Annotated in this window: 18 protein-coding genes, 2 tRNA genes and 2 pseudogenes; 16 read left to right on the top strand and 6 right to left on the bottom strand. The window is 71.3% G+C overall.

Annotation, left to right across the window (positions count from 1 at the left end):
- The first annotated feature begins 165 nt into the window (after positions 1-165).
- The 5 genes and pseudogenes from sucC to OG937_11675 all read left to right on the top strand — a co-directional run bounded on the left by sucC (position 166) and on the right by OG937_11675 (position 4,390).
- The gene (gene sucC, locus OG937_11695) at positions 166-1,305 is read left to right on the top strand and encodes an ADP-forming succinate--CoA ligase subunit beta (GenBank protein ID WUD72290.1); all 1,140 of its coding nucleotides are present in this window, start codon (positions 166-168) and stop codon (positions 1,303-1,305) included.
- Positions 1,306-1,310: 5 nt separating this feature from the next.
- Positions 1,311-2,186 carry a succinate--CoA ligase subunit alpha gene (sucD, locus tag OG937_11690; GenBank protein WUD72289.1) on the top strand — a complete coding sequence of 292 codons (876 nt, stop codon included), beginning with the start codon at positions 1,311-1,313 and terminating at the stop codon, positions 2,184-2,186.
- Positions 2,187-2,293: 107 nt separating this feature from the next.
- Positions 2,294-2,635 (top strand): annotated as a pseudogene (locus OG937_11685) (hypothetical protein).
- Positions 2,632-4,176: an aldehyde dehydrogenase family protein gene (locus OG937_11680; GenBank protein ID WUD72288.1), complete on the top strand. Its 1,545-nt coding sequence runs from the start codon at positions 2,632-2,634 to the stop codon at positions 4,174-4,176. The pseudogene OG937_11685 and the gene OG937_11680 overlap by 4 nt, the downstream one beginning before the upstream one ends.
- 129 nt (positions 4,177-4,305) lie before the next feature.
- Positions 4,306-4,390: transfer RNA gene (locus tag OG937_11675), tRNA-Leu, on the top strand.
- Here OG937_11675 and OG937_11670 read toward each other — a convergent pair.
- The 4 genes from OG937_11670 to OG937_11655 form a co-directional block, all read right to left on the bottom strand.
- Positions 4,355-4,906, bottom strand: a complete 552-nt coding sequence (locus tag OG937_11670; protein ID WUD72287.1) for a hypothetical protein — start codon at positions 4,904-4,906, stop codon at positions 4,355-4,357. The genes OG937_11675 and OG937_11670 overlap by 36 nt on opposite strands.
- A gap of 39 nt (positions 4,907-4,945) precedes the next feature.
- Positions 4,946-5,320: a recombinase family protein gene (locus tag OG937_11665; GenBank protein ID WUD78715.1), complete on the bottom strand. Its 375-nt coding sequence runs from the start codon at positions 5,318-5,320 to the stop codon at positions 4,946-4,948.
- Entirely contained in the window at positions 5,212-6,072 is an 861-nt protein-coding gene (locus tag OG937_11660) for a recombinase family protein (protein WUD72286.1), read from the bottom strand. The genes OG937_11665 and OG937_11660 overlap by 109 nt, the downstream gene beginning before the upstream one ends.
- A 714-nt stretch (positions 6,073-6,786) precedes the next feature.
- Positions 6,787-6,972: a hypothetical protein gene (locus OG937_11655; GenBank protein WUD72285.1), complete on the bottom strand. Its 186-nt coding sequence runs from the start codon at positions 6,970-6,972 to the stop codon at positions 6,787-6,789.
- Between the two features lie 608 nt (positions 6,973-7,580).
- Here OG937_11655 and OG937_11650 point away from each other — a divergent pair.
- Positions 7,581-7,890: pseudogene (locus tag OG937_11650) on the top strand (transposase).
- A 167-nt stretch (positions 7,891-8,057) separates the two neighbouring features.
- Here the strand turns inward: OG937_11650 and OG937_11645 are convergent.
- Complete coding sequence (locus OG937_11645) at positions 8,058-8,978, bottom strand: peptidoglycan-binding protein (protein ID WUD72284.1); 921 nt, start codon at positions 8,976-8,978, stop codon at positions 8,058-8,060.
- Between the two features lie 684 nt (positions 8,979-9,662).
- On the opposite strand from OG937_11645, the gene OG937_11640 reads away from it, so the two are divergent.
- From OG937_11640 to OG937_11600, 9 genes are all read left to right on the top strand, one after another.
- On the top strand, positions 9,663-10,364 hold the full coding sequence (locus OG937_11640; protein WUD72283.1) for a hypothetical protein: 702 nt from the start codon (positions 9,663-9,665) through the stop codon (positions 10,362-10,364).
- Positions 10,365-10,371: 7 nt separating this feature from the next.
- Positions 10,372-11,010, top strand: a complete 639-nt coding sequence (locus OG937_11635; protein WUD72282.1) for a methylamine utilization protein MauE — start codon at positions 10,372-10,374, stop codon at positions 11,008-11,010.
- Positions 10,986-11,588 (top strand): thioredoxin family protein, encoded by a 603-nt coding sequence (locus OG937_11630; protein WUD72281.1) that lies wholly within the window; start codon positions 10,986-10,988, stop codon positions 11,586-11,588. The genes OG937_11635 and OG937_11630 overlap by 25 nt, the downstream gene beginning before the upstream one ends.
- A complete protein-coding gene (locus OG937_11625; GenBank protein WUD72280.1) occupies positions 11,585-12,502 on the top strand; it encodes a peptidoglycan-binding protein in 918 nt (305 codons plus the stop codon). The genes OG937_11630 and OG937_11625 overlap by 4 nt, the downstream gene beginning before the upstream one ends.
- Positions 12,503-12,700 carry a hypothetical protein gene (locus tag OG937_11620; GenBank protein ID WUD72279.1) on the top strand — a complete coding sequence of 66 codons (198 nt, stop codon included), beginning with the start codon at positions 12,503-12,505 and terminating at the stop codon, positions 12,698-12,700.
- A 72-nt stretch (positions 12,701-12,772) separates the two neighbouring features.
- Positions 12,773-13,276, top strand: a complete 504-nt coding sequence (locus tag OG937_11615) for a hypothetical protein (protein WUD72278.1) — start codon at positions 12,773-12,775, stop codon at positions 13,274-13,276.
- A 329-nt stretch (positions 13,277-13,605) separates the two neighbouring features.
- A complete protein-coding gene (locus tag OG937_11610; GenBank protein WUD72277.1) occupies positions 13,606-14,340 on the top strand; it encodes a D-Ala-D-Ala carboxypeptidase family metallohydrolase in 735 nt (244 codons plus the stop codon).
- A gap of 188 nt (positions 14,341-14,528) precedes the next feature.
- Complete coding sequence (locus OG937_11605) at positions 14,529-16,301, top strand: DUF1906 domain-containing protein (GenBank protein ID WUD72276.1); 1,773 nt, start codon at positions 14,529-14,531, stop codon at positions 16,299-16,301.
- Between the two features lie 10 nt (positions 16,302-16,311).
- Entirely contained in the window at positions 16,312-17,250 is a 939-nt protein-coding gene (locus OG937_11600) for a penicillin-insensitive murein endopeptidase (protein ID WUD72275.1), read from the top strand.
- Positions 17,251-17,267: 17 nt separating this feature from the next.
- On the opposite strand, the gene selD is transcribed toward OG937_11600, so the two are convergent.
- Positions 17,268-18,302, bottom strand: coding sequence for a selenide, water dikinase SelD (gene selD / locus OG937_11595; GenBank protein WUD72274.1), 1,035 nt, complete (start codon positions 18,300-18,302; stop codon positions 17,268-17,270).
- 56 nt (positions 18,303-18,358) lie between these two features.
- Between selD and OG937_11590 the strand changes: the two genes are divergently transcribed.
- Positions 18,359-18,452: transfer RNA gene (locus OG937_11590), tRNA-Sec, on the top strand.
- Positions 18,453-18,463: the final 11 nt, after the last annotated feature.

Genomic DNA, 18,463 nt, shown 5'->3' with positions numbered 1-18,463 from the left:
GGGGCCGGCGAGCGGGCCGAACGCGGGATTCCACCCCGCGGTCTGTACATTGCATACAGGCGACGAATACTGTATGCAGACGTTTATCCCGCATGGACGACCCGGTGTCCAGAGGTCTGCACCGGATTATCGTTCGACCCCGAGTCAGGGCAGGTGCGTTTGACGATGGATCTGTTCGAGTACCAAGCACGGGAGCTCTTCGCGCGGCACGGCGTCCCCGTGCTCGCCGCCCACGTGGTGGACGACCCCGCCGAGGCCCGGGCCGCGGCCGAACGCCTCGGCGGGCAGGTCGTGGTGAAGGCCCAGGTGAAGACCGGCGGCCGCGGCAAGGCCGGCGGCGTGAAGCTCGCCTCCGACCCCGCGGACGCGCAGGAGAAGGCCCGCGCCATCCTCGGCCTGGACATCAAGGGCCACACGGTCGGCAAGGTCATGCTGACGCCGACCGCCGACATCCAGGACGAGTACTACGTCTCCTTCCTCCTCGACCGCGCCGAGCGCACCTTCCTCGCCATGGCCTCGGCCCAGGGCGGCATGGACATCGAGGAGGTCGCCGCCACCCGGCCGCAGGCCCTGGCCCGCGTCCCCGTCGACGCCGCCGAGGGCGTCACCGAGGAGAAGGCCCGGCAGATCGCCGAAGCGGCCGGACTCCCCGAGGAGACCGTGCCCGTGCTGACCGCACTGTGGGAGGTCTTCACCGCCGAGGACGCCCTGCTGGTCGAGGTCAACCCGCTGGTCCGCACCACGGACGGCCGCGTCCTCGCTCTGGACGGCAAGGTCTCCCTCGACGCCAACGCCCGCTTCCGCCACCCCGACCACGAGGCGTACGAGACCCCCGGCGAGGGCGACCCCCTGGAGGCCGCCGCCCGCGCCAAGGGCCTCAACTACGTCAAGCTCGACGGCACCGTCGGCGTCATCGGCAACGGCGCCGGCCTGGTGATGAGCACCCTCGACGTGGTCGCCCACCACGGCGGGGCCCCCGCCAACTTCCTCGACATCGGCGGCGGCGCCTCCGCCCAGGTCATGGCCGACGGGCTCGGCGTCATCCTCTCCGACCCCGACGTCGCCTCCGTGCTCGTCAACGTCTTCGGCGGCATCACCGCCTGCGACGCCGTCGCGGACGGCATCGTCCAGGCCCTCGACCTGGTCGAGCTCACCAAGCCCCTCGTCGTCCGCCTCGACGGCAACAACGCCGAGCGCGGCCGGGCCATTCTCGACGCGGCCGCGGCGGCGCTGGGCCCCCTCGTACAGCAGCTGGACACCATGGACGGCGCGGCCGCGCGGGCCGCCGAGCCCGCAAGGAGCTGATCGCGATGGCCATCTTCCTCGACCGCAACAGCAAGGTGATCGTCCAGGGCATGACCGGCTCGGAGGGCATGAAGCACACCCGCCGCATGCTCGCCTCGGGGACGGACGTCGTCGGCGGCGTCAACCCGCGCAAGGCCGGCACGAGGGTCGAGTTCGACGGGCGCACCGTCCCGGTCTTCGGCTCGGTCAAGGAGGCGGTCGGCATGACCGGCGCCGACGTCAGCGTCGTCTTCGTGCCGCCGCCCTTCGTGCGCGCCGCCGTCGACGAGGCCGTCGACGGCGGCCTCGGGCTCGTCGTCGTCATCACCGAGGGCGTCCCCGTGCACGACACGGTCGCCTTCCGGGCCCGCGCGGTCGCCTCCGGCACCCGCGTCATCGGGCCCAACTGTCCCGGGCTCATCAGCCCCGGACAGTCCAACGCGGGCATCATCCCGGCCGACATCACCACCTCCGGCCGCATCGGCCTGGTGTCGAAGTCCGGCACGCTCACCTACCAACTGATGTACGAGCTGCGCGACCTCGGCTTCTCCACCGCCGTCGGGATCGGCGGCGACCCCGTCATCGGCACCACCCACATCGACTGCCTGCGCGCCTTCCAGGACGACCCCGACACCGACCTGATCGTCATGATCGGCGAGATCGGCGGCGACGCCGAGGAACGCGCCGCCTCCTACGTCTCCCGCCTGGTGACCAAGCCGGTCGTCGGCTACGTCGCGGGCTTCACCGCGCCCGAGGGCAAGACCATGGGCCACGCCGGCGCCATCGTCTCCGGCTCCTCCGGCACCGCCCAGGCCAAGAAGGAGGCGCTGGAGGCCGCCGGCGTCAAGGTCGGCAGCACCCCCTCGGAGACCGCGCGGCTCGTGCGCGGGCTGCTGCGGTGACCGCCCCCACCGGGGCCGCGGGCGTGGAGCAGCTGCTCACCCGCAGGTACGACGTGGGCGCGGCACTCGTACCGATCGACCTCACAAGGACGCGGGCCCGCACCGGAGTCGCCGTCGTCGCGTGCATGGACGCCCGGCTCGGCGTCGAGGCGATGTTCGGGCTGCGGCCGGGCGACGCCGACGTCATCCGCAACGCGGGCGGGTGCGTCACCCCCGACACCCTCCGCTCGCTCCGGCTGAGCCAACTGCAGGGCGGCACCCGCGAGATCGTGCTGGTGCACCACGAGGACTGCGCGGTGCTGGGCGACCCCGAGCAGGACCTGCGCGCGTGCATGGCCCGCCTCCGCGCCGCCACGGAGCTGCCCCACACCGAGGTGGTGCGGGGATTCCTCTACACCCGTGGTGGTGCGCTGCGGGAGATCCGCCGTGAGCGAGCGGGGCAGCCATGACCCTCACCCTCAAACCCGGAACGGCCTGGACGGACGCCTGGCGGCGGTGCCTGCGGGCCGCCCCCGAGGCGTTCCGTGAGGACCGCGTGCTCAACCTGTGGGCCGGGGCCTGGCGGGCCGACGGCCGGATCCTGCCGGCCACCAGCCCGGTCGACGGCACCCCCGTCGCCGGGGTGCCCCGGCTCGACGTGGACACCGCCCGGCAGGCCGTCCGCGCCGCCCTCGACCAGCACCGCGCCTGGCGGGTGATCCCCCTCCCCGAGCGCAGGGCGCGGGTCTCGGCCGCCCTGGACGCCCTGGCCGAGCACCGCGTGCTGCTCGCCCTCCTCCTGGTCTGGGAGATCGGCAAACCCTGGCGGCTCGCCCTGGCCGACGTCGACCGGGCCATCGACGGAGTCCGCTGGTACGTCGGCGGGATCGACGACATGGTCGAGTGGCGCCGCCCGCTGCCCGGCCCGGTCGGCAACATCGCCGGCTGGAACTACCCCATGAGCATCCTGGTGCACGCGATGCTCGTGCAGGCGCTGGCCGGCAACGCCGCCATCGCCAGGACCCCCACCGACGGGGGCCCGGCCTGCCTCACCCTCGCCTGCGCGCTCATCGCCCGCGAGGACGTACCGGTGACCCTGGTCAGCGGCGGCGACGAGGTCTGCGAGGCGCTGGTGCGGGCCCCGGAGATCGGCTGCGTCTGCTCCGTCGGCGGCCGGGACGCGGGCGACCGGGTCGCCGCCGCCCTCACCGACCCGGGATTACGCCATGTCATCGGACAGGAGGGCCTGAACACCTGGGGCGTGTGGGACTACAGCGACTGGGAGTCCCTGGCCGGTCACCTCCGCGGGACCTTCGACTACGCCAAGCAGCGCCGCACCGCCTACCCCCGCTTCGTCGTGCGGCGCGAACTCCTGGCCGACTTCCTGTCCGCCTACCTGCCCGTCGTGCGCTCCGTGCGCCTGGGCCACCCGCTCGCCGTGGACGACCCCGGGGACGACCTTCCCGAGCTCGACTTCGGGCCGCTGATCAACGCGGCCAAGGCCAAGGAACTGGAGGACCTCGTCTCCGAGGCCATCGACCGCGGCGCCACCCCGCTCCACCGCGGCAGCCTCGCCGACGCCCGCCTGCTGCCCGGCCAGGACACCTCCGCCTACCTGGCGCCGGTCACCCTCCTCGACCCGCCCGCCACCTCCCCGCTGCACCATGCGGAACCCTTCGGCCCGGTCGACACGATCGTCCTGGTCGACACCGAGGCGGAACTGCTGGCCGCCATGAACGCCGGCGACGGCGCCCTCGTCGCCACCCTCTCCACCGACGACGAGGACACCTACGCCCGCCTCGCCCCGGACATCCGCGCCTTCAAGGTCGGCCACAACAGGCCCCGGTCCCGCGGCGACCGCGCCGAGCCCTTCGGCGGCCTCGGCGCCTCCTGGCGCGGCGCCTTCGTCGGCGGCGACCTGCTGGTCCGCGCCGTCACGCGCGGCCCCGCGGGCGAACGCCCCCCGGGGAACTTCCCCGGCTACCACCTGATGCCGCCCGAGGCTGTGTAGGACCACTCCGGTGCCGGGGCCCACACGGCCCCGGCACCCTGTGCACCCTGCGGATACGCAGGTGAAACCCACCCCGAATCCTTGGTATCGTTGTGCCTGTCGCCGCGGGGCCAGCCCTGCGGATCACCTGTCCGGGTGGCGGAATGGCAGACGCGCTAGCTTGAGGTGCTAGTGCCCTTTATCGGGCGTGGGGGTTCAAGTCCCCCCTCGGACACTCGCTGTAGCGATACGCGGATGAGGGCCTCGACCTGACGGTCGCGGCCCTACCTGCATATTTGTAGCTGATCGTGATCCCGAGCGCTTCGTAGAGCGGGCCCTTCTTCTCGGCGTCGACGGCATGGATGCGTTGTGCGATGTCTCCGAGTCTCTCAGTGATCTCCCGGATCTGGTCGGCTGTGAGTGGCGTTTCCTTCTTTCGGGTGGCGGGGGGTGGCGTGTCGAGCTTTGTGCGTGCTGTCTCCTTGTCCGCTTGTGCCTGGTTGATCCATTGGGTGACGACGGCGGGGTCGGCGCCGGCTTCGAGGGCGGCCTGGTAGCGGGCGAGACGCCGCTCGCATTCCTTGACCGTCTTGCGGGCTTGCGCCTGCTCCGGGGTGAGGGTCTCGGCCGCGTTCGCTGCCGCGCTGGCGTGGGCGAGGGCGGTGAGGGTGGCGGCGAGCCGGTCGGGGAGGAAGGCTTGCGCGATCCACCGGTCCAGGGCCCGGCACACCTCGTCCTCCCGCAGGTACACGGTCCGGGGGTGATCCAGCCCGGGGTGCAGGGACTGCTCCTAATCCTTGAACTCGCAGCGGTAGTAGACCGTGTGGCGGATCGTCGCGGGCTGCATCTTGCGCCCGCACGTCTCACATCGCACCCGCCCTCGCAGCGCGTACGCCCGTTGCCCCGGCCCTCGTTGTCGTCCGGGGCGTTCGAGGCGCTGCGGCGCGCGGGCGCGCTGCTGACGGATTGTCTTGACGGTGTCGAAGAGTTGGGTGGTGACGAGCGCCTGGTGAGCGGTTTCGTTGGACCATGCCCATTGTTCGGCCGGGTTGTGGGTCATGCGGGTGCGGTGGCCGAGGGTGACGTCGTCGACGTCGTAGAGGTGCTCTTCCTTGCGCTGCTTGTTCCAGATTTCGTAGCCGGTGTAGCGGGGGTTGGTGAGGATGGCGCGGACGGCGCCGGCTTGCCAGGCGGTTTTCTTGCGGTGGGGTTGCGGGCCGGGTCGTGGGCGGAGGGGCAGGGGATGCCTTCCCGGGTGAGTTGGGTGGCGATGGCCTTGTCGCTTATGCCGCCGACGTACATCTGGAAGATCCGCGCCACGATGGGGGCGGCGGCGGGGTCGGGTTCCAGCCGGTGGATGCGCTGTCCGGCCGCGGCCTTCGCCGGATTCGGGTGGGGCCCGGCGTCGCCGAGCAGGTACCCGTATGGGGGGCGTCCGCCGAGGTGGCGGCCCTGGAGCTGGTCTTGGGAGCTCATGGCGGTCCGTACCCGGATTTTGATGCGGTTGCGTTCTCCTTTGCTCATGCCGCCGAAGACGGACATGACGAGGTCGTGGGCTTCGTTGTCGGGGTCGATGGGTCCGCCGACCTCCGGCACCCACAGGGGGATGTGGAAGTGGACGAAGACGGGGAAGGTGTTGCCGAACTGGTTGCCGTAGAAGGTGCGCTGCGGCTCGCCGATGACGACGGCGTCGAATCCGCGGTGCGGGTCGCGGAGGGCCTTAAGGAGTGCGTTGGCGCGGGGGCGGCGCTGCCAGGGCAGGGAGCGGCTGTGGCCGATGTCGAAGTACTCGGTGACGATGTGGCCCCCGGCGGGCTCGATCAGGGCTCGGACGCGGGTGAGCTGCCAGTTTCTGGAGGCCTCCGGATCTTGCAGGTCCTCGGTCGAGCAGCGTCCGGCGAAGGCGAAACGGATCACGAGCGGTGAGACCCCATGTGCGTGTGGCGTGCATTCTGTTGCGGGCGTTGTGTGGCGATCTGTCATATCTCGAAGGGTCGAGAAGAGCCAGCGGCCGCCCGCCCCCCTCGCTGTCCGTGGCCTCGGGGCGCGGCAGGCTCGGATCGGCAGCCAGGACGCGCAGGAAATTCAGAAGGGCGGCAGCGACGGGCTCGGTCACCTCGAGAGGCGCCTCGGGGAGGTCCACGTGAATCTTCCCGAGGCTGTCCGGATTCGAGCGCCGCTCGGATGGGGATTGGGGGCATGCGCCGCTGGGCGCCGGGGCCAGAGAGCTCCTTGGTGCTGACACATCCCTTATCGGCATGTCGCACGGCAGATTTGACGTCCTGCGTTGGCCGAGAGCCTGGTGGAGCGGGCTCGGTGGCCGAAGACCCGCGCCAGGGGCAAGGCGCGGGTGGAGGGACGAGTAGACGACGTGCGCAGGACGGGGATGTGGTGGAGTTCCGCTTCAACGTTTAGGCCCCGCGCCAGCATCGCGGCGCCCATTCCGGCGAACCCCTACGTCAACCGGGGGCGGCCTCGTTCCGGGCCGGCCCTGGCGCCGTCCCCCTTGCTGGATATGGCCGACGGGGCGTCGGATTCATCCAGCGCGATCCAGTTACGTTCAGGGGTGCGGAACTCGCGTTTGCCGGGCCTGCGGTGGGGCCGTCGGGCGGACATGGTGGGGCATGCCGGTCATGCGGCCAGTATCTGAACCAGTGCGCAGACCTCTGCTTGCCAGGCACGCACCTGGTCGCGGGTGGGGCCGATCTCGTAGTGGTGGTAGTGGCACCCCAGGCAGAGGTGCGCACAGACGGCGTTGGCGCGGCGGGCGGTCTGCGCCGCCGTGTAGTGGCGCAGGCAGAGCATCTTGGCCCGCATCGTTGCTCGGGCGAGCCCCGGTACGGTGGTGTCGAGCGTGCGATCGGCGGCGATCTCAAGGGCGTTCGCAGGGCGAGGGAGGCTCCGCGGTGGCGGCCGGCGGCCGTGATGTCGTGGGCAGAGCGTGGGCCCCGGGTGTGACGTGGTCACGCGGTTGGCCGTAGGTTCGACTTTTGGGCAGGAGCGACAAAACACGGCTGGTCGTACGTGCGGCGTTGACCTGCGGATATGTTCGACGGCGCGAGCTGAAGGGGGAGCGACCAGTATCAGCGACGGCTTGTATGGCTTGATCGTCTGGCGTCGCGACGGGCTTACGCAGGTTCAAGTCCTCGGGATACCCACGGCCTCCACCGCACCCCGGAAAGTCCGCTCTTAGGTGGGCGTAAAAACCGGTCCGACTTCGGAAATCCCCAAGTAGGCTCGTACGGCGATCAAGTCGCACTGCTCATACTACGCGGCTCACCCGCCCGGAAAGTGGTGACACAGCATGAGTGCGGTCGGCTCGCCCGGCACCCAGAATGCGAAGCTGGCCCGACTGGCCCAGCAGTCCCGGAACTTCGGCTTTCTGCGGTCGCACATCCCCCTGCTCGTAGCCTACGGGGCAGCCGCTCCGCGACCGGGACGGCAAGTACACCGAATCCTTCGACACAGTCTTCGCGGCCGAGGGCATCGAGACCCTGAAGACGGCGCCGCGTTCCCCGCGGGTGAACGTGCACTGCGAAAGGGTCAGAAGCCCACGCTCGACGCGTACTCGACATCTACGCCCTCCACTACAACGCACACCGCCCCCACCAGGCCCGGGGACGACTTCCTCCCCTCGCCCAGGGGCACCCGGCGTCCTCGACCCACCTGACCGCGCACCGACTCCGCACCCGAGTACTGGGCGGCGTCATCAACGAGTACAGGTACGCGGCTTGACCAGCAGCGATGGGTTTCTGAACGGCACAGCCTTCGGCAGCGCCGTGAAGACCACCACTGTACGAATCGAAAGTCCCTGACTGGACGGACGCCGGTCAGGGCCTTTCGCGTACATGCCGGAGCGGTGCGGGCCCGTCGCGGCTGCGTGGTGGACGGCGCTGCTCCATTCAGGCGGTGGTGCAGCCGCTGGTCGGCAGAGAGCCGAAGGTGGGCGGTGTGCGGCCGTCGTAGATCGCCAGCAGGTAGCCCTGCGGGCAGTGGGCCACGCCGTCGCTGGTCCTGATCTCCACGTGCAGGTGGGGTGCGCCGGAGTTGCCGGTGTCGCCGGTGGTGGCGATTCGGGTGCCGGCCGCCACCTGGACACCGTCGGCCACGGAACGTGCGCTGAGGTGGCAGTAGACGAAGCGCGAACCGTCCGACTGGAGCAGCCGGATACCGATGCCACAGGTCTCGCTGTTGTAGTGGTCGACGACCCCACTCTTGATCGCGTATGCCGGGACGTAGCTCACGATCAGGTCGATGGCCGGAGTGGTGCCGTAGTGCGGAGCCGCGTAGTCCGACCGGGGGACAGCGCTCCGGGCGAGCGGCAGCGAGTAACCGGACGGGGTGCCGCCACCGCCGCTGTCCGCACCGTTGGTGCCGAGGAGGCTCTGCCAGGTCTGCGGCCCGACCGTGCCGTCGACGGTGAGACCGTGGGAGCTCTGGTAGGAGCGCACCGCGCTGTTGGTGACGGGTCCGAACTGCCCGTCCACGGGTATGCCCGCACCGTATGCATTGAGCTGGGTCTGCGCCGCCTTCACCGACTCGCCGGTCGATCCCTGGCTCACCGAGACGATCAGGTGTGGCCACGTCTGCGCGCCGATCGTGCCGTCGGCGGTCAGTCCGCGGGCGGTCTGGAAGCTGATTACGGCCGAGCGGGTGGCCGGTCCGAACTGCCCGTCCGCCGCGATGCCGGAACCGTGGTACCGCAACAGATACTGCGCGGCCTTGGTGTCCACCCCGCTCGCGCCCTCGCTGATCGACGGCCAGGCGGGCAGAGCCTGGGCCTGGGTTGCCGGCAGCAGCGCGACGAGGAACGCGGTCACCACGGTCAGTACGGTGACGCCAACGGATCGAAGTCTTCCTGAGTGCATGGAAAGTCCTCCACTGGTGGTAAGTGATGTGCCACAGCAGCACGCGGGCCGCCCGCTGTGCGATCCGGACCGCGCAACCCGCGCCCGGATCGGGCCCTGAACGCCTGGGCCTCCTTTCGCCCTGGTTTGGGGCGGCCCGCCCACGCCACGCCGACGGGAGTCGGCGAGCCGGTGACGGAGCTGCAGATGCCCTGAGGGATTGCGGTTTTGGGCATGCGTGAACTCCCGTCAGGACGGATGGCGGGCCAGCCTGCGCGTGGTGCCGCACCAACATGCCACCAACGGCTCTACACGGGTAGACCCCGCAGGGGCTTCTCGGCGGCCAAGGTGTTACCGAGACCTCGCCACGGCCACCCACGTGGGCCTGCTGCCTGCCCGCACCAGCCGCGTGAGCCTCGCCCACCGACCGCTCCGTCTTCCATCAGCCCGACGCGGCCAACTTGCGAGAGACCTCGCCGTCGAGCTGGGGCGTGCGGGTCGACTCGCTGCGTTTCCGATCCGGGACCGGGATGCGAAGTACACCGAGTCCTTCGACGCGGTCTTCGCCGCCGATCGCTGTATTGACAGGTTCATGCCCCTCGTCTTAGCTTCCTTTGGGCCGCGATGCCGCACCGCCCCGCGCCCCCCAGGAGGATGCACATGGTCGCATCGTTCGTCACTCATCGCGCCCTCGACGGCGGGACGTACCGCCTGGAGGGCGACCTCGATCTGCGGGCGGCGTGCACCTCGGCCGTCGAGGTGGTGGTCGGTGGGCGGTTGGTCGAGTTCACCGCCGGACCGGCCACTTTAGGCGACGATGTCGCCGCTTCCCTGGGCCTCGGAGCGCCCGATGCCGAGCTCACCTTCCAGAAAGGCAAGCTGCGTATCTTTGAGTCGATCGAGCGCGAGCCGCGCTCGGGGCTCGTAGAGCGGCCGTTGCTCGTCGTGTGGCGCGGCGAGCGCCACGCACTCGTGACCCGGCTGTACGGCCTGAGCGTGGCCGAAGTGCTCGGGCTGCTGCGGTCGGTGGGCATCGCCGAGAGCACGTACGGGCTCACTCTCCAGCCCAGTCCGTCGGCCGGAAGTGCCTTCGCGCGGCCCGCGACGGTGATCAAGGAGGTGCCCGGCCTCGGGCTGCTGGAGCTGTCGCGGCGTACGAGGGAGCACACCGCCCAGCTTCCGCCCTGGAAGGGGGTGGCGGTCGCGTCCGGCGAGTTGTTCCGCGACACACTCTCCGACGGCAGCCCGTTCTTCGTGCTCTCGTCGACGGAGATCTGGGCCACGGTGGTGCCGCTGGCGTCGACGTCCGTCGAGCGGGTGCCCGAGGCCCTCGGGCGACTCAAGCTGCGGCTCACGGGGTGACCCGGCGGTGATCGGCTTCTACGGCGGGCTCACCGCCGCGATCGTCGTACTGAGTCTGCTCGTGGGTACGGGCTCCCACGCGGCGCGTCCCGCCGCCCTGGGAGAGGCACTGCGGGCGCACGGCGTGCTGGGACCGCAGTCGCGCCGGCTCGCGGCGGCCGTCCTGCCGGTCACCGAGGGCGCCCTCGGGGTGGTCGGCGTGGCCGCGCTGACGACAGGTCACCAGCGGGTGCTGCAGGGCGTACTCGCCGCGGGGGCCGCTCTCCTCGGGCTCTATGCGCTCTACACGCGGCACGTCCTCGCCCTCGGTCGTGGGGGTCCGTGCGGCTGCTCGCGCCGGGATCTGCCCCTCAGCCGCTGGGTGACCCGGCGGGCCGCGGCCCTGGCCGGACTCGCGGCGGCCGGCGCGGTCATCGCCGGGGCCGGCCCGGTACGGCTGTCCACGGCGGAGCTGGTCACGCTGATGCTCGCCGCACCTTCCTGCACCGTGCTGCTGTGGTCCCTGCCCGCCGCCATGTACGAGCCGGCCCCGGCCCCGGTGATGACCGCGCCGGCCGCTGCCCACGATCACCCGCCGACCAACGCCACCGTGCACCGGACCACAGAAGGAGTGTCGTCGCGATGGATTTCACCACCAGCGCCTTGATCGCCTCGTGGGCGGCGATCGCGCTGCTCGCGCTGGTCGTCTCGGGACTGGTCAGGCAGGTGCACCAGTTGTCGCGCGCCCAGCCGCACCGCCCCGGGCGGGCAGGCATCGCCCCCGGCGCGCCCGCGCCCGGGCTCGACACGGCCAGGCCGGACGACACGGCACGGCTCGACGGCCTCCCGACGCCAGGCCGCCCCGCGCTGCTGCTGTTCCTCGACGCTGATTGCGGCACCTGCGTCCAGGTGCTCGCCGAAGCCGGAGCCTGGACGGTCCGTCAAGGCCTGGGCCAAGATCAGGGCCGGGGCCAAGGTCAGCGTGACCCAGGTCAGCGCGACCCTGTCGCCCCACAGGTGTTCGCGCTCTACGCGGGCCCCACACCCCAGACAGGTGATGGCACCGTACCGGTCCGCGGTGGCCATGCGGACCTGTTCACGGCGTACGACATCCCCGCCACCCCCTATGCGGTGGCCATCGACGCGGAGGGCCGGATCGCCCGTTCGGAACCGCTCGGCTCGCCCACTGCGCTGCTGCGGCTGCTCGACGACATCCATCCCGCGACGCCGAGGAGCCTGCGATGACGTCACTGGACGACGTGCCCACACTTCGCCGGTCGGGGAGCGGCGGCCGCGGCTCGCGGACCAGGCGCGGGGCCCTGCCGTCGTTCGCGCCGCGCAGGCGCACGGTGCTGCAGGCGGCGACCGCCGCGGGCTTCGCCGCGCTCGGGGTGTTCTCCGCCGCCCGGCAGGCGTACGCCGACGGCTACGACATCTGGACCGGTGCGTGCCCGAGTTACGCGGAGGACCACAACTGCTCGCCGGGCTGCGGGCCCAGCACCGTGTACGCCGACGCGTGCGTGACGTCAGGGACGAACACCGGCTTCCACCGGTCGGACGGTGTCACCTGGACCCTGCGGCCGAACCAGTGCTACGCCGGGACCTACGACGGCTGGCTGTGGCGCTTCAGCGCGGCCTGCGGCACCTGCGGCTGCGGTATCGAGCGGCGCTGCCACGACGGCTACCGCAACACCGGTTCCGGCTGGGTGAAGTCCATCTGCCGCTGGACCACCGACTGCGGCTGCCCCGGCTCCGTGAACTGGCCGACCATCGGCCGCGGCGCCACCGGGCCCGACGTCCACACCGTCCAGCACCTGCTCACCCACCACGGCCATCCGACGGCTGTCGACGGCATCTTCGGGCCGGACACCGAGGCGATGGTCGAGGAGTTCCAGTCGGCGAACGGATTGAGCCCCACGGGAAGCGTCGGTCCGGCCACGTGGCCGGTCCTGGTCGCCACCGTGCGGCAGGGAGACGTGAACCACGCCGTGCGCGGCGCCCAGCGGCAGCTCAACAAGCACGGCTACGCGCTGACGGTCGACGGCAACTTCGGTTCGCTCACACTCCAGGCCGTGGTCTCGTTCCAGTCCCTGCACGGGCTGACGGCCGACGGCGTGGTCGGCCAGAACACCTGGCGCACGCTGACCGGGACGGTCTAGGTGAGTCCCGGGGAGTCCGGCCGCCACGTGGCCCGGCCGGCGAACCATGCCGGTGGTGTACGGACGCTGCTCACCGATCCCGCCCTGCCCGTGGCGGTGCTGGGGACGGTGGCGATCGCCACCGCCCTCTACGCCCCCATGCTGACCTGGGCGATCACCGGCGGCCTTGCCGGTTACTCGCTCTCGGGCTCCGTTTGAACGCGCAACAGCGCGTTCGCGCTGGCCTCGCCAGGTTGGCGGGCAACGTACAGACAGGCGCTGGTACTCGGCGTGTTCACCATCGGTCTGCTGGCCGGCGGAGTACTGACGGCCGGGGTGCTGTGGTTGTTCTCCGGTCTGTTCACACCGCTCCCGGCCGGCGGACGGCAGGGGCTGATCGTGGCCGTGGCACTGCTCGCCGCGCTGCGCGACGCGGGCAGGCTGACGCTGCGGCTGCCGCAGAACGCACGGCAGATACCGCAGGACGTGCTGCGTCGCCATCTGACGTGGGGCGCCCTGCAGTTCGGCTTCGAGCTCGGTACGGGCGTGCGCACCTATGTCTCGGCGAGCGCTCCGTACGCGCTGGCGGTCGCGGTGCTGCTGTCCGGGGGCTCCTACGCGCCCGCTCTGGCCGCCGGACTCGGCTTCGGCGCGGGCCGGGCGCTCACGCCTGCCCTGCGCCGGCTCTCCGGCGACGGGGAGGGCTGGGACGACCTGCTCGCGCGGCGGCTGAGCGGCATGACCGTGGTGTGCTCCGTGCTGATCGCCACTGTCGCCTGCGCGGGGCTCCGGTAGCACCGTGGCCCGATGTCGTGCCACGGCGCCGAGGCCGTACGAAGCCGCCCCACTGTCTGGTGGACAGGACGTGGCGGGGTGGTGCGCCTGGGCCTGCGGCGCGCCGCCGCAGGCCGGCCCGGGCGACGTGGAGCTTCCCGGCAGGCATGCACAGTGGGCGGAACAGCAGCTTCGCACCGCAAGGCGCAACGGCCTCCGCCTGCCGTCCGGTTGTGCCAGAGGTCGGGCTCCTGTGGCGTACGGTGACGCTATGGACACGCCGCGCTTGCGCGGTCAAACTCTGCTCAGCCCCCTCGCTGGGGAACTCAGGATCGGTATGGAGGAGCGCGATGTTAAGACGTACGATCCGACTCGTCCTCTCGTTTGTCATGCTCATGGCAGCTGCGTTGGGCGGTATGGTCGCCATGGCCGGCCCGGCCCAGGCCGACGAGTGCTACACCTGGGGCCGCACCCTGTCCGAGGGCATGTCGGGCGCCGATGTGACCCAGCTGCAGATCCGGGTGGCCGGGCACGTGGACTTCGGCGAGATCCTCTCCGTCGACGGCAACTTCGGCCCGCGGACCAAGGCCGCGGTCACCAAGTTCCAGCAGGCGTACGGGCTGGCGGCGGACGGCGTCGCGGGCTCCCAGACGTACAGCAAGATCTACGCGCTGCAGGACCCGGACTGCACGCCCATCCACTTCGCCTACTCCGAGCTGAACAAGTGCAACTCCACCTGGGAGGGCGGTGCCGTCAGTGCCGCGACGGCCAAGGCCAACGCCCTGCGCACGATGTGGAAGCTCGAGGCCATGCGGCACGCCCTGGGCGACACCCCGATCTCCGTGTCCAGCGGATTCCGCTCGTACGCCTGCAACAGCGCGGCGGGCGGAGCCTCGAACAGCCGGCATCTGTACGGTGACGCCGCCGACCTGGTCGGCAGCCCGTCGCTCTGCCAGCTGGCGCAGCGGGCGCGCTACCACGGCTTCGGCGGCATCTTCGGTCCCGGCTATCCCGACCACAACGACCACACCCACGTGGACGGACGCACCAGCCGCTCCTGGTCCGCGCCCAATTGCGGCGTCTGAGCAACTGGCCTGACACGCATCGCTTTCCGTCACCCCGGGTCGGCGCCCGGCCCGGGGGGCGTACCCGCACCGCCCGACAGTCACGCGGCCGGCCGGTTGCCGGCCTCGGGCAACGCTCGTCCCGGCGGGTGGCACATCCGTCGCGGCGCTCTCCCCACTCACCTCCGCACCCGAGTAGGAATGCCCTGATGTCGTCGTCCCGCACGCCCTGGCGCACCCGCGCCGCAACGGCCGCGCTGGCGGTGCTCGCCGGTATAGGCGCGTCCGCCGTCCCCGGCCCCGCCCTGGCGGCTGCCTCGTCCGAGAACACCCGGCAGACCGTCAGCTATCACGGCTACCGTATCGAAGTGCCCGCGGACTGGCAGGTGGTCGACCTGACCGAGAACCCGCGCGCCTGTCTCCGTTTCGACAGACCCGCCGTCTACATAGGCGAGCCCGTCGACCAGAACGACTGCCCCGCCCGGGTCGTCGGGCGTACGGCGGGCATCGTCGTCGAGCCCATCACCGCACGTTCAGCAGGCCAGGTGACGGCGGCGACGGCGCGGACGCAGCGCGGCGAGGCCACCGCCCCGGCCGCCGCGTCCAGCAACGACACCATCCGGGTCGCGGTCGAGGACGCCGGTGTCCTCGTCACCGCCGCCCACACCCCGGCGACCGAGAGCCTGGTACGCGGCGTGCTCGGCTCGGCGGAGCTCACCGCGGGCGCCAGGCGCACCGAACTGCCCCGCGTATCAGAGCAGTCCGCAGCCGCGCAGCAGTCCGCCACTGCTCCCCTGGCCGCGGCGGGCCCGCAGCCGGGCAGCTACCTCGGCAAGGGCTTCGACGCCTGCACCGCGCCGTCGCAGACCGCCATGAACGCCTGGCACGCGAGCTCGCCGTACAGCGCGGTAGGTGTCTACATCAGCGGCTCCTTCCGCGGCTGCGCCCAGCCGAACCTGACCGCGAGCTGGGTGACAAGCCAGACCGGCAACGGATGGCGTCTGTTCCCCATCGACGTAGGCCGCCAGGCGCCCTGCACCAGCTTCTCGCTGAAGATGTCCGCCGACCCCGCCACGGCCAAGTCCCAGGGCGTCACCGCCGCGGCCGGCGCCATCTCCGCCGCGTCGAGCCTCGGCATCCCGGCGGGCAGCGCCATCTACAGCGACATCGAGGCGTACACCTCCACGACCTCCTGCAAGGCGGCCGTGCTGTCCTATCTGTCCGGCTGGACCGAGCGGCTGCACAGCAGCGGTTATCTGTCGGGTTACTACTCCAGCGCCGCCTCCGGCATCAAGGACGCCGCAAGCGAGTACAACAACAGCGCCTACACGCGCGTCGACCACATCTTCTACGCGTGGTGGAACGGCGCCGCCGACACCAACACCGGGACCTACGTGCCGGCCACCTACTGGTCCAACCACCAGCGGATCCACCAGTACGTGGGTGAGGTCACCGAGTCCTACGGCGGCTACTCGATCAACATCGACCGCGACTACCTGGACGTGGGCACCGGCACCCCGCCCGCGCCCAGCTGCACCGGGGTGAACCTCGACTTCACCGCATACATCACCGTTCAGAGCGGCTCGACCGGCGACCAGGTCAAGGCGGCCCAGTGCCTGCTGAAGGCCGCCGGCTACGATCCGGGGGCTCCGGACGGAGTCTTCGGCCCCGCCACGACCACCGCCACCAGGAACTTCCAGACCAGCAGAGGGCTCACGGCCGACGGCGTGGTCGGCCCGAAGACCTGGACCGCCCTGCTGTCCCGCGGATCCGCTCCCACCATCCAGAACGGCTCGACGGGAGAGGCCGTCACGCGCCTGCAGCGCGCCCTGACCGCCGCGCTCGGCCGGACGGTGGCCATCGACGGCGTCTTCGGCCCGGGCACCGAACAGGGCGTACGCGACTACCAGTCCTCGCGCGGGCTGGGCGTCGACGGCGTCGTCGGCCCCGCCACCTGGGGCGCCCTCCAGTCAGGAAAGTGAGGAAGGAACCATGAGACAACTCGCACGCATCATCACGCTGTTCGCTGCCGTGGCCGGTCTGCTCCTCGGACTGGGCGTTCCCGCGCAGGCTTTCTCCCAGGCCGCGTTCCCGCTGACGAGCAACGGCACCCGCGGTACCGACGTCGTCGCGCTGCAGCACCTGCTCGCCGCGCACGGCCGCACCGTGGCCGTGGACGGCGTCTTCGGCTCGGGCACGCGGAGCGCGGTGGTCGACTTCCAGCAGTCCAAGGGCCTCACCGCGGACGGCATCGTCGGGCCCGCCACCTGGGGCGCGCTCGCCGTCACCGTACGGCAGGGCGACAACGGGCCGGCGGTGAAGGCCGTGCAGTCGCTGCTCAACGCCAAGCGGGGCGCCGGCCTGGCCCTCGACGGGGACTTCGGACCCGCCACCGACTCGGCCGTCCGCACCTTCCAGTCGCACGCCGGGCTCGGTGTTGACGGCGTCGTCGGACCGACCACGTGGAAGAACCTGCTCTGGCACTACGAGAACATCAACTTCGGCACCGGCACGATGTGCGCGCAGAGCCCCGACGGCAACGCCAACGCCCACTGGGCGACGGCGGGCGCCGTCGGTCAACTGGAGGCGGCCGCGGCCACCTTCGCCGGCACCGGGAACGGCCGGCTGCCGGTCGGCGACGCGGGCTTCGAGCACGGCGGTGACATCGCCGGCCACGCCAGCCACGAGGTCGGGATGGACATCGACGTGTGGCCGATCCGCACCGACTCGGCGCAGTGCACCGCCGGGCGCATCACCTGGCAGTCGTCGACGTACGACCGCGCGGCCACCCGCCGGCTCGTGCAGGAGATCCGGGCGAAGGCCCCCGGCCACGTCGAGCTGGTCTTCTTCAACGATCCGCAGCTGATCTCGGAGGGGCTGACCACGAGCTACCCGAACCACGACAACCACCTGCACATCCGCTACCGGTGACGGGCCGGCCGCGGCGCTCAGCGGATCACCAGTGTCGTCCCGGCGACGGCGGGGACCAGTTCCCCGATGACCGGATGTCCCGGCAGCTCCCCGGCGACGAGCAGACCGCCGGAGGTCTGCGCGTCGGCGAGTACGAGCAGCTCGTCGTCGCTCGTCCGTCCCGCGTCCAGGTGCGGGCGCACCCAGTCGAGATTGCGCCTCGTGCCGCCGCTGACGTACCCGGCGCGCAGGGACTCGCGGGCGCCGTCGAGTACGGGGACGGCGGCAGAGTCCACCACGGCGGTGACGGCGCTGGCGCGGGCCAGTTTGTGCAGATGGCCGAGCAGCCCGAATCCGGTCACATCGGTGGCGCACACGGCGCCGGCCTCCAGGGCCGCGGCACTGGCGCGGTCGTTGAGCGCGGCCATACTGGCGACGGCGTGCGGGAACACCTCGCCCGTCTGCTTGTGGCGGTTGTTGAGGATCCCGACGCCCAGCGGCTTGGTCAGGGTGAGCGGGACACCCGGCCGGCCGGCGTCGTTGCGCAGTATCCGGTCCGGGTCGACCAGACCGGTCACTGCCATTCCGTAGAGCGGCTCCGGGCTGTCGATGCTGTGGCCGCCGCCGACGAAACAGCCGGCCTTTCCGGCGACTTCGAACGCTCCCGCCAGCACCTCCTGGGCCAGCTCGGCGGGCAGGACGTCCCGGGGCCAGCCCAGCAGGTTGAGCGCGACGACGGGCCGGCCGCCCATCGCGTAGACGTCGGACAGTGCGTTGGCGGCGGCGATCCGGCCCCAGTCCCGGGCGTCGTCGACGACCGGTGTGAAGAAGTCGGCGGTCGACACCAGGGCGGAGCCGTCGCCGGTGCCCACGACCGCGGCGTCGTCGCCGTCGTCGATTCCGACCAGCAGCCGGTCCCCGTCGGCACGAGCTCCGCCCGGCCCCGGCATCAGTCCCGCGACCATCGCCTCCAGCTCCCCCGGAGGGATCTTGCAGGCGCAGCCGCCACCGTGTGCGTACTGGGTCAGCCGGACGGGCACGGCGGATCCGGCTGCGGGGCCAACTGGCTTCATACGACGATCATTTCACCCCTTGCCCCCGCAGTGTGCGTGGATCACAATCATGCCCCGGAGGCGTTGGGCGGGCTGGTGCCCCTCCCGATCTTCAAAATCGGTGTGGTCCGGGATCCGGGCCAGGCGGGTTCGATTCCCGTCCGCCTCCGCTGACTTCGATC

Source organism: Streptomyces sp. NBC_00510 (genome assembly GCA_036013505.1).
Lineage (GTDB): Bacteria > Actinomycetota > Actinomycetes > Streptomycetales > Streptomycetaceae > Actinacidiphila.
This window is presented reverse-complemented; position numbering and strand designations above follow the sequence as displayed.